Source organism: Breznakia sp. PFB1-19 (genome assembly GCF_029893935.1).
Lineage (GTDB): Bacteria > Bacillota_I > Bacilli_A > Erysipelotrichales > Erysipelotrichaceae > Breznakia > Breznakia blatticola.
In genome coordinates this window covers 54,279-69,401 of sequence record NZ_JARXXJ010000005.1, presented here as the reverse complement: position 1 = coordinate 69,401, position 15,123 = coordinate 54,279, and the positions used below count along the sequence as shown (strand labels likewise).

Genomic DNA, 15,123 nt, shown 5'->3' with positions numbered 1-15,123 from the left:
TACAAGATATACAAAAAACCTAGATTTCATCATGTTATTGATGGTATCTAGGTTTTTACTAATTTGACATTTTTTAAAAATGGTCGGGCCGGGGGGACTTGAACCCCCACGAGGTTGCCCTCAACGGATTTTAAGTCCGTTGCGTCTGCCTATTCCGCCACGGCCCGATATTTATTTGCACACTTCGTCACTTTTCAAAAATGGAGGTTCCTACCAGATTTGAACTGGTGATCACAGAGTTGCAGTCTATTGCCTTACCACTTGGCTAAGGAACCCCAAATACAAATGGTGCGCGTGAAGGGACTCGAACCCCCACGGTTGCCCGCCAGATCCTAAGTCTGGTGCGTCTGCCAATTTCGCCACACGCGCAAGTGCTTTTATATTATAGCATAGTCAAAACAAATTGCAATATCAAAAATGTAAAAAAATCAAAATATTTCACGCTAGTATTTTCGCATCTTTTTCGACACATTTTGTCATGAATTATTTGTGATTCAATAAGATTATTATCACAAATTATGATACGATAGGATAATCATGGAGGGTGTTATGTTAGAAGTATTGAATCAAGTAAAAACAATCGCAGTGGAGGCAGGTCGTTTTTTTAAAGAACATAGAGATTTTCAAACAAATGAAAAAGATGGTGCAAGCAATATTGTTACAAGTACCGATGTAAAAACACAGGAATTTGTAATTGAACGTTTACGCGCGATTATGCCTGATGCGAAAATTATAGCTGAGGAAAATGATGTTAAGGATTATGATGATGGATATGTTTGGGTAATTGACCCCATCGATGGAACAACCAACTTTTTCTACGATATAAAAATGAGTTGTGTGTCTATTGCTTTACTTTACAAACAAAAAAGCATTCTAGGTGTTGTGTACAATCCTTACCTTAATGAATTGTTTTATGCAACTGAAGGCGAGGGTAGTTTTCTAAATGGAGAACCAATTCATGTAAGTACTGCTGATGAAGCACATAGTTTATTTGCGGTGGGGACTGCCCCATATTCAAAAGAGCGACTTATCGATTATACTTTTGATACATTTCGCAAGTTATTGCTAACTGGTCGTGACATACGACGTTGTGGTAGTGCAGTATTGGACTTATGTTATGTTGCGTGTGGACGCTTTGATGGTTTCTTTGAAGCTTCACTTAGCGCATGGGATTTCTCGGCTGGACGAATCATTATCGAAGAAGCTGGCGGACTAATTGAGCCAATTGCACCGGAGACTTGGAGTTATGAAAAACCAATTGGAATGATTGCCGGTAATGCAAGTAATTTCACCTTCTTAAAGGAAGCAACAAAACGTTAATAAAATTTATAATTTTTTAAAGAAAGGTACTTGTCAGAGTACTTTTTCTTTGCTATAATAACAAAGCAATGCCTGAATAGCTCAGTTGGTAGAGCACTCGGCTGTTAACCGAACGGTCACAGGTTCAAGTCCTGTTTCAGGCGCCATGAAGCGTAATAAGTACTGATTTTATCGGTACTTTTTTTATTTTTATGACTTCGTGACAACATTTATGACAACATTTTATTTTTCAAAATTCTATAAACTTCAAGTTTTCGTTCATCACAGCAACAATATTTTGTTGTGGAACAGGGAATTGATGTCCATATACATTTAAGACCATTTCAACGGTATCTCCAATGCGATTGGCTATCTCATAGGCATTTAACCCCTTAGAAATCAAATAACTTACGTGTGAGTGTCGTAAGCCGTGTACAGTTATTCTAGGTTCGTTAGCGAGGTCTGCAATCTTGTCTAAATGTCTTTTTAGAGTATTCTGTCCAATTGGTTTTTCACCACCAAAAACATAGTAAGAATCTCTGTAATGAGACTTCTTGGATTCATGCTCATATTGTTTTTGTAATAATGACTTAGTATTCATATCCATAGCGACAACATGCATGCCACCATTTTTTCTACCGGTAATGACACGTTGTTCTTCATCACTTTTTCTGCTTTCTTTTTTTATCTTATCGTTAACATGTCTGTTGATAATAATTGTGCCATCATTAAAGTTTATGTCTCTCCACTGTAAACCCCTAACCTCACCTTTTCTCATACCTGTTAGATATAAAATCGAAAGCATACAATACCATTGGAAATCTAATTCATACTGTATCGCTTTTAGAAATTGTTCATCAGTCCAAAATTTTATGGAAAATGAGTCTTTGGTAATTTTAAGGTTTTCAAACCCCATACAACGATTTTTTTCAACATATTCATATTTAAGAGCATAATTTAGAATCGACTTAACTAAACTTGTAACATGATTAATTGTCTTATAGGTATAATGTTTTCCATCTGCTTTCCTTTTTGTTAGCATCTCAACTTGAACTTTTTTAATATCATTCATTGAAACAGCATCTATATCTTTGTCGCCAATAATGTCCTTTACGTGTAAGCGATATAAACTCTCTGCAGTGTAAGAACTAGACCCACTATTGAAATCTAAATCATCTATGTATAAATTGGCAACTGTATCAAATGTTGCATAATCCCAACGATCCTGTGTTTCTAAAGCAGAAATAAAATCACGTTCTGCAAGTTGAGCATCTTTTCGTGTTCTGAATCCTCTTCTTGTTGTTTGTTTGCCATTAGAGTTGCGCGTGATAAAGTACCATGACTTTCGTTGTCTATCCAAATATACTGACATTATTTATCCTCCAATGGTTTAGAAAATTTCATATACTTAAATTTACCAACATACTCATTATCGCATTCAACCTGAAACTGTTTATCTCCGGCATTTTCTAAATATGAATACATAACTTCTTTATCACATGTGTATATGACTTCAGGCTTTTTCAAACCTCTTGAACATGAATAGCACTTTTTTCCTCTTTCAAAGAAAGAGTAGTCAGAAAGGGTTTTTGTAAAGTACTTTGTCATATAGGCAGAAATTGCAGATGCATTATAACCAACATCATTCAGTTTACGAATATCCACACTACCTTTATTCCATATTCTCTTTAATTTAGTATGATGTATATACTTCAATCCAAAAAATAATAGATGTATATGTAATCTTTTTGTTCCGTTTTCACCAATCTCGATTACACTGATGTACTTGAAATCACCGTACAACTTAGACATCTTTCTCATGAATTCTTTTTGTGCGTAAACAACATACTTTCTATTTATTCCGGTTTTATTTTTACATTTTCTAGAATCAAATGTTAGAGTAACAAATTTATCGGTTTCGTTATGTTGGTTAATGTTGCACTCAATCAGTCGTCTCACCGTTCTTTTTGAACGCTGTATACTTAGTGGATTTCTTATAGAAAATCTATTTTCCGCACCTGTCTTTTCATTGCAATTCGTGACGTTAACTTTAGAGCTTTTCAAATTTTCGGATTTTGCATGCTTGTTGTCATGCGTAATAACTCCATTTTCTTGAATGTCTTGATATTTAGCATATCTATATATTTCTGTACTATTTCCACTCCTGATAATTTTATTGTTAAAAATCATTTTCACCTCCGATTTTACACTTATGTGTATATATAACAAGCTAAGGGGCGCACTCCTCGTGCGCCACGCATGCTAAAATGTAAACATTTGCATGCGCACTATAATTACTGCAATTGCATTTAGTAATCCCTATGTGCATTCTATGAAAGTTTGTAAATTAAATTTCTTCATAATATACTAGAATATCTATCAGCAAATTCAAAATTCAATTAACGAAATTCTTCTTATTTCATAAGCACAAATTCATAATATACCTAAAAATAGAAAAAGTCAAACTTTTTAACGAAGTTCTTCTTAATGTGTGTTATACTGTTATTGGAGGTAATAAAAATGACAATTTTAAGTGATAATTTGAAGTATTTTAGAAAAGAAGCAAAAATGACTCAAAAGGAATTAGAAGCGAAAAGTGGAGTTTCCCAAACTGCCATAACAAAGTATGAAAATGATAGATGGGTTCCAAAAAAAGCAACTCTGTTATCATTAGCTAATGCGCTTGAAGTTCCGTATAATGTTTTGCTTACAAAACAACACCATTATGCAGACATAGAAGATTATGATAGTTTTATTGAATCGATTAGACAAAAGGAAGCTGAAGAAGAAGATAGAATTGAACAGCAAGAATTATATTATCAATATTTGGATTCAGAAGAACAACAAAAAAGGGCGATTGAAGAATTAGAGATTAGACATAGTGAAATAGATAATCTATTTTTTCTGATAAATCAGGTTCGAGACGAGGTTCCTCATAGTCAATATGAATCTGTGATGAAGAATGCAAACAGTTTACTTGATGACTATGAAAGAAAAAATTATGATGAGATATATTTACTTACTCAAAAGTATGATAAATTGTATGATGAAATTAGCATGACCGATAAGGAAAATATTTTTAAATTATTTTCAGATATACTAAAGAAGCACGGTATTTCGAACTTAAAAGATTTATCTTTAAAAAATCATAAATAAAGTAATAAAATAATTATTCTATGCTATAATTAAACAGCAAGGAAACTTGTGTGGTGCTCCGCTCCTTTTTTTGAAAAGGGGCTTTTTTATTTTGGTACTTTATTTAAACTGTAATAAATAGGAAATCGATATTCTTACAATTTGCATTTGAATTTTAACAATAATAGAATATTTCTAAAAAAAACATTATCGATTTTGATAATGTTTTTTTTATTTGATTCAGGATCGTTGACTAATGTTTGGGGATTACTTACACGTGGTTCCTCTAAAATTTCTATCAAATAATTAATCAATAAAATAGAGATTATCAAGTTTGATAATCTCTATTCTTTGTTTGCGTTTATAACATATTTTCGTAATATGACTATTTACAAGTAGCTCCCAATCCATCTGCTAAGGATTGGGCAAAGTCCTTGGCGCTTGCTTTTTTGATTTCATCTACACCATCTTCGCCAACACCCATCAGTGATGGGAATTCCTCTACTGTAGCTACGTCAATTTCATATTTCATAATAGCTTCTGTTTCATTAATATCTACGCTACTCACAATTCCTTCTCTATCAATCGCAGATTTCATAACATCTTTAAAATTCTTGATATCTTCTTCAGAGGCATCAACTAAACCAGCTTCCTCCAAACTTAATGGAACAGATATAATCATTGTTTTTATCTTATCGCCATCAGGTACTATTTTAAATTCACCTGTGATTCCATCAGTAGTATATGTACAGACAATATCTTTTTGTTTTTCTTTTTTTGAACTACTCGTTCCACAGGCTCCAAGCAATAGAATCATTGCCATCATAAGCATAACTTTCTTTTTCATTCTTTAATTAATACCTTTCTTCTTTACAATCAAAATCAATCCACAGGTTATTGACAATGTCATCAAACCTCCCCATAACAACACATTACTATTATCACCAGTGTTTACTACTTCAGAAATTTTAGGGTTTGTCGGTATTACTGGTTCAGCCGGTTTGTTAGGTTTTGTTGGTTCTGTAGGATGAACTACTTCATTCTTTTTATAGTAAATTGAAAACACTTGTTCCTCTTCAGTAATGGCACCTGACATTTCCTGAGGTAGCATCTCTTCAGCTAACTCATAGCCATCAATATCAATCAAATAGGTCGAAGATTCTATATCAAATAAATCTCCAACCTTTCCTTCAAATGAAATATCATCTGCAATAATGTTATTTTCCGTGTCTTTATATTGCACGGTTACCATGCCTTTCTTCTCTGCTATTCGAATATCAGGGAATGTTACAACTCCGGTTTCTTCTGAGTTTGGAAGATATTCCGTCTCGGCAGTAAGAGATAAATAGGAAGTACTATAATCAAAAGAATTAGCGGTTTTCTCAAACATATATTCGGTTATAAAACTGTTGTATTCATCCTCAGGTATCTCATCAGATAATTTAAAATCAAAATTCTTTCCTACACTATCATAGTTTACTTCATAATTCATTAAGTACCCTTCCACTTCGATAGAGTAATTTTCAGAACCATACCAAATAAAACTATTTAGAACTTGTTCACTTCCAAAATTTAAAAGATGACTAATAGGTATACTAAAACTTTTCATATCCTCAACATAAAAAGGTTCACTTGGAATAATAGGTTCTCCTCCGTCTGCTGTCGATATTGCACTAGAAACATCAAGGTTTACGGTTTTTCCACTTTCAATTAATGGTAACAAATCACTGTAATCACCAGAATTTGACCAATCAGAGATATTTAGAAATACAGGATTACTCACTACTGGTAAAAAGTTATATTTATGAGTTCCTCCCCAATAATAATCTGACCTATATTCAATTTTTACATCATCAGGTAAATATTCTAGTCCTTTTAGGTCATACACAGCATGTTCAAAATCTGAGCATTCTATTAAAAATGTACTATTATCGTAATTTTCCAGTAATTCCTTTGTTATTACTGTAGTTGGATTAGTAGTTGCAAGACCGAGATTTTCAAGAGTTTGATATTGCAAATTTTCATCAGGCATTATCTCATTTATTATCTTACTATTCTCTGTATTATCTACTGGATATCGTTGGTCGGTAAAACCAAACAGAGCAAAGGCGAAGAAAAAGGAGAGAATAATAGATAATCTAAATCGTTTCATATAATTCTTTCCTTGGTGTAAAATGTACAGACTGACATTTTGTCGTGATCACACTCAATACTTCTTTGTACTTAGTTATAAGTATATTATTTATCATCATCAGATGAACCTCCTTTATTGACTATCCTATTCAACAAAACATTCATCCCAAGATTCACACACAATTACTATTTTCAACCCTTGTCATCAACTACTCAGTGATATCCATAATATATAATATCTGTTTTAATAAATATAACAATTGTCTTGACCATCTTTTTTATATACTATGTTGTATTCTTTTAATATATTTATCATTGTTTGTTACTCACATCTAAAAGAAATGACAAAAATTTTTAAGATATTTTCTTTCGTTCTATATTAAATGTTCTATAAATGCTCCCTTAAATTATGTGTTGTGAAAACATTATGAAAAAAAAGAGTATAAAAAAGGAGCAATTAATAGTGTTAATTACCCCATAAATACTACATTTGCAAAGTACTCTTTAGTCCTGTTTCAGGCGCCATGAAGCGTGATAAGCACTGATTATGTCAGTGCTTTTTTATTTGTTTAAAAAGCGTATTACGCTCTTATCTTTATTTCACTTTTCTTCTAGCCAATAAGATACCTAAACTACCAATACCAAGTACAAGCATTAGCATAAGTATCGATACATTTGTTGAATCACTTTCCTTCCTATCAAATAAACTTTTAAATCATTTGACCTAAAAAATACCTACTATTTCTAGTAGGTAATAATTTCATATCCGTCTTCTGTAACAAGAATCGTATTTTCCCATTGCGCGGATGGTTTTTGGTCCATTGTATAAATTGTCCATCCATTATCCGCATCTTGGAAGATCTCTGCAGTTCCTTCATTAATCATCGGTTCAACAGTAAATACCATACCTGGAACCATTAGCATTCCCGTGTTTTTCTTCGTTGTAAAACCAACCCATGGCTCTTCATGAAACTCCAAGCCAACGCCATGTCCACCAATTTCACGAACAACTGAATATCCGTGTTTTTTCGCATATGCATTTACTGCAGCACCAACATTTCCCAGTGGTTCCCATGGTTTGATTTGTTTGATACCTTCAAGCATTGATTCTCTAGCAACATCAACCAGTTTCTGTTTATCTTTACTTACTTTACCAACGCAAAACATTCTTGATGAATCTGAAAAATATCCATCATAGATTGTAGAGACATCAATATTCACAATATCGCCTTCCATCAATATTTCTTTTGTGGACGGAATTCCATGACATACTTGATCATCAATTGAAATACAACTACTTTTTGGAAACCCTTCATAATTTAATGGTGCTGGAATTGCTCCATAAGATAATGTCTTTTCGTGAATCAATTCATCTACATATGCAGTAGAAACACCTGGCTTTATAAAAGCTCCAATATAATCTAGTAGTGCAATATTGATTTCACTACTTTTTTTAATTCCTTGAATTTGTTCTTCCGTTTTAATTAGATCCATGGTTGGAACTTTACATCCTTGTTTTTTATAAGCTTCAATTTTTGCTTGTATTTCATCTCTATTCATTTTACGCTCCTTTTATATCCATATACTGCTTACGATACGCACTTGGTGATTTTTGGTATTGCTTGTAAAATGCACGACTTAGCACATCACTTGATGCATACCCATACCGTTGTGCAATCACGGTAATTGTTTCATTTGTCATAATAAGTTCGCTTGCAATTGCTTCTAGTTTACACTTCGATACATAGACTTTATATGTCATACCCGTAAGTTCTTTAAAGTGTCGTGAACAGTAATAGGTTGAGTACCCTACTGCATGAGCCATCTCATCCAAGGTTGGTGTTGATGCTACATGTTGTTTCACCCAATCTACCATAAATTGTTTTACTTGTACTGGCATATGCATATCCTTTCTGTAACTTACAATATATGTATTATACCAAGTTTATACAAGCTTTACTTGATATGACTTGCGATTCTACATTTTTAGCACGTAGTATACTTCTCGATAAATTGTCCTGCATCAGTAACATTTGATACATATCGTTTTAGTATATTAGCAATAAGCATTCGATCATCTGCAGCAGTAAATGGATTTCGTAATTGTAGTTTATTTCCAGCTAATGTAAAGGTAAAGTTATATTGCTCATACGGAAAACCGGCGGGTCCAAAGCCAAAGTACAATATCTTTCGTTGCATTTGTATTTCTACTTCTTGTATATCTGTATACGTGCAAAATGTTAATAGTGATGCATTAGTTTTAAAAAGTGCAGATATCCAGTATCGTACATCCTTAAAAAATGAATTGCTTTTATAATACCTTACACCATCCTCTAAGAACTCTATATAATTATTTCGATTATAAATATCACTACTAAATCTCGTATACCCAATTAAGATCATATTGCAAAGTATTTGTGCACCAATTATCAACATTCCCACAATCGGTGGAAGTGTAACATCAATCATACTTACAATTGCACTAAGAAACACACCAAATAAGAGATAAAAAAGCAACACATTAAGTAAACGTCGCCACGCTAGTTTTCTTGTCATCCTTCTTCCTAGTGATGGTGTTTTATTGGTTTTGAAATAACCAAGTTTTAAACCATCTGTTTGTTTTGAAAGATGCTTATAATTTTTAAGTACAGGTAATTCTTTTTCTTTGATTACTTGAATTAGGTCTACACGTCTTTTCATAATTTCCATTTCTTCTTCCAATTGGATAGATGTAATATCTAGAATCTCTTGAAGCGAAACTTTCCCTTGTAAGATTAAACGAATATCATCGATTGAAATATCAAAACTTCGCAATTGAATGATTGTTTCCAGTTGGCGTATGTCTTCATCATCAAATATACGAAAGTCATTTTCATCTCGTTTTGGTTGAAGTAAACCTTCCTTTTCATAGTATATAATCGTTTGTTTACTTACTTTGACCTTCTTTTCAACATCACTTATTTTCATAATGTACCTCCTACCTTTTTTGTACACTATATACCAACTATACACGCAAGCATTTTTCAAAAAAAGTGTAATCCATGTTTTTCTCTCTTCGTTTCAAAATAAAAACGCAGATTCCTCCACGTTTATACACTTATTACAATATGTTGTTCTTTATCTGGGACTTCAGGTGTTGCTCCATCTTGATAACCTATCGCTAATGCTGCAACACTTATCACATCATCAGGCAATCCCCATGCATACATCAATTGTTTTCCTTCTACTTGTTGGAAGATTTCTTTTGGCATATGTACCCAACATGAAGCCAGTCCTACCGCATTTGCTGCATGCATCAAATTCATTTGTACTGCCGATGCATTTTCAATTGCTGTGTAGTGATTTGCAGGTGCAAAAAGCACAATAATTGTAGGTGCTCCATAAAATGGATCTTTATCAGTTCCAGCATTTTTTAATTCGACTAATGCATCGCGATAAATTTGACTTTGTACGACAACCATCAAAGTCGTTTGTCGATTTATTGCACATGGTGCAAGAATCCCCGCTTTTAATACGGCATCTAATTCTTCTTTTTTAATTTGTGTGTCTTTAAATGAACGAATACTACGTCGTTTATAAAGTAAGTCTAATGCATCTTTATTCATGTAATGTCTCCATCTCTTTTCTAAATATCCACACACACGGTTTATCTGCTTTTGTAAATCCTAATTTTTCTTGTAATTGCAACGAAGCTTCATTTCTTTGTTGAACTTGCGTATATGCAATTTGTTTTGCCTCAAGGCAATGATTAATCATACTAGCTACAAGTGTTTTGGCAATTCCTTGTTGACGATAGTCTTCAAACACTTCTAAAAGTCCAATTGCTCCACTGTTATGTAAACCTATATATCCAGCAAGTTTATCATTCACATATGCACCGAGCATTCCATTTTTAATACATGATGCAATATACCCAGGCTGATCATAAATTGGATTACTGTACGTTTGCTTTACAATCTCAATATCTTTTTCAGTTAATGATTGAATACGAATTGTTGTATTTGTCAGCACTGCTTTCTCTTGTTTTTCATATACCATATTGTATGAGTTGAACTTTGTCTCGTACGTAATATACAAATCTATGCATTCCATAAAAATATCATCGCAAACACACAAGCCATGATAATCCTGTGGAATGAGTTGTAATATATCCATCGCTGCTTGCTTATTTTTAGCACTTGCATAATACATATCATCTGCATGACTTAGCAGCAACAAGCCATCATTTTCTTCATATAGAACTTCGCATTCACCTTTTTTATAAAGAATATACATTTCGATATAACGCTCATAATTTGTACGCAAGTAAGTGCTTGTCATATCACTATCTTCCACAATTTCTTGTTGCGCTACATTTGATAAGGTGAGTAATAAGACGATTCGTATCGTCGCATATATTGCTAAAAACACACCGATGACAATCATTGGCGTTTGCGCATCACGAATTCCTTTGTATATAAATGCGAAACAAACCAGTAATAAAATTATACTGGTTTGATATCGTTTATGTTGCTTCATTAGCGAACAGTTGCTCCTGGTTCCATACTCTTAAGATTTACAACCTCAATACCATTTGCATCTTCACCAACAAGAATCATACCTTGGCTTTCCACACCACGAATTTTTGCTGGTTTTAAGTTTGTCACGACGATAACTTTTTTACCAATCATATCTTCAGGTGTATAGTCTGGCGCAATTCCACTTACCACTTGACGTGTTTCTGTTCCAATGTTGATTTGTGAAACAAGTAGTTTATCTGCTTTTGGATGCTTTTCACACGCTTCGATTAAACCAACTTTCATTTCCGTTTTCATGAAATCATCAAATGTAATTTCTGGTTTTGTTTCTTGTACTTCTTCTGTAGTTTCTTCAACTGCAGCAGCTTCTTTTGCCCATTTTTCTTCTAATTCTTTTTCATCAATACGCGCAAATAGAATGGAAGGTTTTTCTACGACCGTGTAGCTATCCACACTACCAAAGGAAACAGTATCAAATGTACGTGCATCTGTTTGTAGTTGATCAAAAATCGCTTGTGCACTTTTTGGAATGAATGCTTCAAGTTGGATTGTACAAACACGAATTGCTTCAAGCAAGTTAAATAAGACAGTTTGTAGACGATCTTGTTTACTTTCATCTTTTCCTAACACCCAAGGTGTTGTTTCATCAACATAGCGGTTGGTACGTTTTAATACATTGAAGATTTCAGCAATTGCTGCATCCACATGTAATGTATCCATTTTCGCTTCTACTTTTGCATTTAACTCGTTTACTGTACGAATTAAATCTTCATCTACAGTTTCATGTACTTTCGTATTTGTTACAGTTCCACCAAAGTATTTGTTTGTCATACTTACTGTACGGTTTACTAAGTTACCAAGAACATTCGCTAAATCTGAATTACTTCTTTCCACAAGTAGTTTTTCTGAGAAGTTTCCATCATTTCCAAATGGTACTTCACTTAATAAGTAATAACGTACAGCATCTACGCCATAGTCATTAATATATACACGTGGATCTTTATAGTTACCTAATGATTTAGAAATTTTTCCACCATCAATAACTAGCCATCCATGTCCATACACTTGTTTTGGTAATGGTAAATCAAGTGCCATCAACATAATTGGCCAAATTAATGTGTGGAATCTAAAGATTTCTTTACCAACTAAATGTAGTTCAGCTGGCCAGTATTTTTGAAACAAAGAATCATCATCACTGTTATATCCAAGTGCTGTAATATAGTTTGAAAGTGCATCCATCCATACATAGATTACATGGTCTGGATCAAAATCAACAGGAATTCCCCATTTGAAACTTGTTCTTGAAACCGATAAATCTTGAAGACCTGGTTTTAAGAAGTTATTTAACATTTCTTTATAACGAGATTCTGGTTGCATCAATTCCGGATGACTTTCCAAGTATTCTTCTAATTGTTTTTGATAATTACTTAAGCGTAAGAAATACGATTCTTCTTTTACTTTTTTTACTTCACGTCCACACTCTGGACATTTTCCATCGACAAGTTGTGAATCTGTCCAAAATGACTCATCTGGTGTACAATACCAACCTTCATACTCACCTTTATAGATATCCCCTTTTTCATATAAATCACGGAACATCTTTTGAACAGCTTTGACATGATATTCATCTGTTGTACGAATAAACTTATCGTATGTAATTCCTAATGATGACCATAAGTCTTGCGCATTAGCGACAATTTTATCCACGAAACTCTTTGGATCTGTTCCAGCAAGTTTTGCACGTTCTTCAATTTTTTGTCCATGTTCATCTGTACCTGTTAAAAAGAATACATCAAAACCTTTGGCACGTTTATAACGTGCTAATGTATCTGCAATTACTGTTGTATAACAGTGCCCAATATGAAAATTATCACTTGGATAATAAATTGGGGTTGTTAGATAATACTTTTTCTTTTCCATGTTACCTCCATATAAAATAAAAAATCCCACCCAAAGGACGAGACTACCGTGTTACCACCTTATTTTGTATGCTTATACATACCTTAAGTGCGTTAACGCCGCATACGTTCATACCTACATATCGATATGAAAGCTCAAAAACCATCTTCACTATGACGCATTCGCAAATTTACACCAACCATTTGCTCTCTAGAGAATGTTTCATACTTACTCTTTTTCTCATCGCTTATTCCAACCTATTATAATATACTTTGTCCAATAATTAAAGAGAATATGCAAATACCTGTATTTGAAAAGAAAAGATAGTCTCATAAGTGAAACTGTCTTTAAATTCTCTATTTTTCGATTTTTTTAATTTTTTCCCAACTGAATTGAGGATCTCCGAAATGTCCATAACATGCAGTTTTTGCATATACTGGTTTTTTCAGATCAAGTTCTTCAAGAATGTTACGTACTGAGAAATCAAAGTTCTTTTTAATGATTTCAAGTAGTTGCTCATCACTTGTAACTCCTGTACCAAATGTATCTACTAATAACGATACAGGTTCTCCTTTACCAATTGCATAAGCAACTTGAACTTCACAACGACGTGCAAGTTTATTAGCTACTACACTTTTGGCAACATAACGTGCATAATATGCTGCAGAACGGTCCACTTTAGTTGGATCTTTACTTGATAAACATCCTCCTCCAATACGTCCCATTCCACCGTATGTATCTACGACGATTTTACGTCCAGTTGTTCCTGAATCACCAAAGGATCCACCTACAATGAAACTTCCACTTGGGTTGATAATGTATTTTGTATTTTCATCAACAAGTTCTACTTCTAATGAAGGACGTACGACTTCATTCATAATAAGTTCTTTGATTTCTTCTTGGCTTACACCTTCAGCATGTTGTGTAGAAACAACAACTGTATCAATACGACTTACTTTATCATCTTTGTATTCAACAGATACTTGTGTTTTTCCATCTGGTTTTAAAATATCTGCATGTTGACGACGTACTTCTGTAAGTTTACGTGCCAGTTTGTGTGCATAATAAATTGGAGCAGGCATGTATTCATCAGATTCATCACATGCATAACCAAACATCAACCCTTGGTCACCAGCACCAACTTCTCCATCATTTTCTTCTACAGCAGCATAGATTTCTGCACTTTGACGGTTTACTTTCACAAGTACATTATAGTCTTCTTCATAGCCAATTTTCTTAATTACTGCTTTCGCGATTGCTGGATAATCAATTACTGCTTTCGTGTTTGCTTCTCCATAAATTAACACAAAATCATCTTTAATTGTCGCTTCCACCGCCATTTTACTATTTGGATCTTCACGTAATGCAGCATCTAAAATCGCATCAGCAATTTGGTCACAGATTTTATCTGAGTGCCCTTCAGTGATACTTTCACTGGTAAAAATGTAATCTTTCATCAATAAATTCCTTTCTGGCAATTAAAAAATGCCTCACGAGAAGGCATTGCTTTTTCAAGTATTCTTCTCTTATCGTTGTTAGCAGTACCACCTTTCACATATAGTGAGGTTGGCGTGGGATCTAACGAGCTAACTCTCTACCCCATCTCTTGATAATTGATGTATGGTTATTTAACCATAAAGGTACAAGTAAAGCAAGTATTTTCACCTTGAAATTATACCAGATTTACATCACTAACAAAAGGGTAGAAAAGAAAGCGTTATCACGTTATAATATGTAGGTAAATCTCGAGGAGAACATATATGATACTACTAATGGGTTACCAAAGATGTAGCACATGTCAAAAAGCAAAACGCTTTTTGGAAATGAATAATGTGCAGTTTAAAACAAGAGATATCGTAGCAGAGAAACTAACTGAAGAAGAATTGAGAAAACTTTATGAAATGAGTAATGTATCACTTCAAAGTTTCTGGAATACCTCTGGAGGCGTGTATCGCCAAATGCGAATTAAAGATACGATTCATTCTATGAGTGAAGAAGATCAAATCAAATTATTAGCGAGCAATGGAATGTTAGTAAAACGACCAATCTTAATGGTGAACGATCAAGTTACGGTTGGCTTCAAAGAAGCAACCTACCTAGATATGATTCGCCAGGCATAATGTAAAAAAAATAGACATCA

General features: G+C 33.6%; 14 protein-coding genes, 4 tRNA genes, 1 riboswitch and 1 other annotated feature. Of the genes, 4 read left to right on the top strand and 14 right to left on the bottom strand.

The window, feature by feature from the left end; genetic code table 11:
- Positions 1-80: 80 nt before the first annotated feature.
- The 3 genes from M2098_RS04000 to M2098_RS03990 form a co-directional block, all read right to left on the bottom strand.
- Positions 81-167, bottom strand: a tRNA-Leu gene (locus M2098_RS04000).
- 34 nt (positions 168-201) lie between these two features.
- Positions 202-275: transfer RNA gene (locus tag M2098_RS03995), tRNA-Cys, on the bottom strand.
- 11 nt (positions 276-286) lie between these two features.
- Positions 287-369: transfer RNA gene (locus M2098_RS03990), tRNA-Leu, on the bottom strand.
- Between the two features lie 180 nt (positions 370-549).
- On the opposite strand from M2098_RS03990, the gene M2098_RS03985 reads away from it, so the two are divergent.
- Positions 550-1,320 (top strand): inositol monophosphatase family protein, encoded by a 771-nt coding sequence (locus M2098_RS03985; protein WP_166667561.1) that lies wholly within the window; start codon positions 550-552, stop codon positions 1,318-1,320.
- A gap of 70 nt (positions 1,321-1,390) precedes the next feature.
- Positions 1,391-1,466, top strand: a tRNA-Asn gene (locus M2098_RS03980).
- Positions 1,467-1,549: 83 nt separating this feature from the next.
- Here the strand turns inward: M2098_RS03980 and M2098_RS03975 are convergent.
- Both M2098_RS03975 and M2098_RS03970 read right to left on the bottom strand, forming a co-directional pair.
- The gene (locus M2098_RS03975) at positions 1,550-2,671 is read right to left on the bottom strand and encodes a site-specific integrase (protein ID WP_280682735.1); all 1,122 of its coding nucleotides are present in this window, start codon (positions 2,669-2,671) and stop codon (positions 1,550-1,552) included.
- Positions 2,671-3,489, bottom strand: coding sequence for a hypothetical protein (locus tag M2098_RS03970; protein ID WP_280682733.1), 819 nt, complete (start codon positions 3,487-3,489; stop codon positions 2,671-2,673). Before M2098_RS03970 ends, M2098_RS03975 begins: the two co-directional genes overlap by 1 nt.
- Before the next feature lie 330 nt (positions 3,490-3,819).
- Here M2098_RS03970 and M2098_RS03965 point away from each other — a divergent pair, with 330 nt between their 5' ends.
- Positions 3,820-4,455: a helix-turn-helix domain-containing protein gene (locus M2098_RS03965; RefSeq protein ID WP_280682731.1), complete on the top strand. Its 636-nt coding sequence runs from the start codon at positions 3,820-3,822 to the stop codon at positions 4,453-4,455.
- A 364-nt stretch (positions 4,456-4,819) separates the two neighbouring features.
- On the opposite strand, the gene M2098_RS03960 is transcribed toward M2098_RS03965, so the two are convergent.
- The 9 genes from M2098_RS03960 to metK all read right to left on the bottom strand — a co-directional run bounded on the left by M2098_RS03960 (position 4,820) and on the right by metK (position 14,440).
- Positions 4,820-5,281, bottom strand: coding sequence for a hypothetical protein (locus M2098_RS03960; RefSeq protein WP_280682729.1), 462 nt, complete (start codon positions 5,279-5,281; stop codon positions 4,820-4,822).
- A 3-nt stretch (positions 5,282-5,284) separates the two neighbouring features.
- On the bottom strand, positions 5,285-6,586 hold the full coding sequence (locus tag M2098_RS03955) for a MucBP domain-containing protein (protein ID WP_280682727.1): 1,302 nt from the start codon (positions 6,584-6,586) through the stop codon (positions 5,285-5,287).
- Positions 6,587-7,311: 725 nt separating this feature from the next.
- A complete protein-coding gene (gene map / locus M2098_RS03950) occupies positions 7,312-8,127 on the bottom strand; it encodes a type I methionyl aminopeptidase (RefSeq protein WP_280682725.1) in 816 nt (271 codons plus the stop codon).
- 1 nt (position 8,128) lies between these two features.
- Entirely contained in the window at positions 8,129-8,467 is a 339-nt protein-coding gene (locus M2098_RS03945; RefSeq protein WP_134169424.1) for an AraC family transcriptional regulator, read from the bottom strand.
- Between the two features lie 86 nt (positions 8,468-8,553).
- Positions 8,554-9,534, bottom strand: a complete 981-nt coding sequence (locus M2098_RS03940; protein ID WP_280682723.1) for a MerR family transcriptional regulator — start codon at positions 9,532-9,534, stop codon at positions 8,554-8,556.
- A 122-nt stretch (positions 9,535-9,656) separates the two neighbouring features.
- Entirely contained in the window at positions 9,657-10,172 is a 516-nt protein-coding gene (locus M2098_RS03935) for a nitroreductase family protein (protein WP_280682721.1), read from the bottom strand.
- Positions 10,165-11,085, bottom strand: a complete 921-nt coding sequence (locus tag M2098_RS03930; protein ID WP_280682719.1) for a GNAT family N-acetyltransferase — start codon at positions 11,083-11,085, stop codon at positions 10,165-10,167. The genes M2098_RS03935 and M2098_RS03930 overlap by 8 nt, the downstream gene beginning before the upstream one ends.
- Positions 11,085-13,004, bottom strand: a complete 1,920-nt coding sequence (gene metG, locus M2098_RS03925) for a methionine--tRNA ligase (RefSeq protein ID WP_280682717.1) — start codon at positions 13,002-13,004, stop codon at positions 11,085-11,087. Before metG ends, M2098_RS03930 begins: the two co-directional genes overlap by 1 nt.
- Before the next feature lie 30 nt (positions 13,005-13,034).
- Positions 13,035-13,236 (bottom strand) — a binding site (T-box leader).
- A gap of 103 nt (positions 13,237-13,339) precedes the next feature.
- Positions 13,340-14,440: a methionine adenosyltransferase gene (metK, locus tag M2098_RS03920; protein ID WP_134169415.1), complete on the bottom strand. Its 1,101-nt coding sequence runs from the start codon at positions 14,438-14,440 to the stop codon at positions 13,340-13,342.
- Positions 14,441-14,506: 66 nt separating this feature from the next.
- A riboswitch (SAM riboswitch) is annotated at positions 14,507-14,599 on the bottom strand.
- 144 nt (positions 14,600-14,743) lie between these two features.
- Between metK and M2098_RS03915 the strand changes: the two genes are divergently transcribed.
- Positions 14,744-15,103, top strand: a complete 360-nt coding sequence (locus M2098_RS03915) for a Spx/MgsR family RNA polymerase-binding regulatory protein (RefSeq protein WP_280682715.1) — start codon at positions 14,744-14,746, stop codon at positions 15,101-15,103.
- Positions 15,104-15,123 lie beyond the last annotated feature (20 nt).

Bases quoted from the DNA above. Each gene is read 5' to 3' on its own strand.
- M2098_RS03915 (WP_280682715.1), top strand. From the start codon at position 14,744: ATGATACTACTAATGGGTTACCAAAGATGTAGCACATGTCAAAAAGCA.
- M2098_RS03935 (WP_280682721.1), bottom strand. From the start codon at position 10,172: ATGAATAAAGATGCATTAGACTTACTTTATAAACGACGTAGTATTCGT.
- M2098_RS03945 (WP_134169424.1), bottom strand. From the start codon at position 8,467: ATGCCAGTACAAGTAAAACAATTTATGGTAGATTGGGTGAAACAACAT.
- M2098_RS03965 (WP_280682731.1), top strand. From the start codon at position 3,820: ATGACAATTTTAAGTGATAATTTGAAGTATTTTAGAAAAGAAGCAAAA.
- M2098_RS03955 (WP_280682727.1), bottom strand. From the start codon at position 6,586: ATGAAACGATTTAGATTATCTATTATTCTCTCCTTTTTCTTCGCCTTT.
- metK (WP_134169415.1), bottom strand. From the start codon at position 14,440: ATGAAAGATTACATTTTTACCAGTGAAAGTATCACTGAAGGGCACTCA.
- M2098_RS03930 (WP_280682719.1), bottom strand. From the start codon at position 11,085: ATGAAGCAACATAAACGATATCAAACCAGTATAATTTTATTACTGGTT.
- M2098_RS03985 (WP_166667561.1), top strand. From the start codon at position 550: ATGTTAGAAGTATTGAATCAAGTAAAAACAATCGCAGTGGAGGCAGGT.
- metG (WP_280682717.1), bottom strand. From the start codon at position 13,004: ATGGAAAAGAAAAAGTATTATCTAACAACCCCAATTTATTATCCAAGT.
- M2098_RS03970 (WP_280682733.1), bottom strand. From the start codon at position 3,489: ATGATTTTTAACAATAAAATTATCAGGAGTGGAAATAGTACAGAAATA.
- M2098_RS03975 (WP_280682735.1), bottom strand. From the start codon at position 2,671: ATGTCAGTATATTTGGATAGACAACGAAAGTCATGGTACTTTATCACG.
- map (WP_280682725.1), bottom strand. From the start codon at position 8,127: ATGAATAGAGATGAAATACAAGCAAAAATTGAAGCTTATAAAAAACAA.
- M2098_RS03960 (WP_280682729.1), bottom strand. From the start codon at position 5,281: ATGAAAAAGAAAGTTATGCTTATGATGGCAATGATTCTATTGCTTGGA.
- M2098_RS03940 (WP_280682723.1), bottom strand. From the start codon at position 9,534: ATGAAAATAAGTGATGTTGAAAAGAAGGTCAAAGTAAGTAAACAAACG.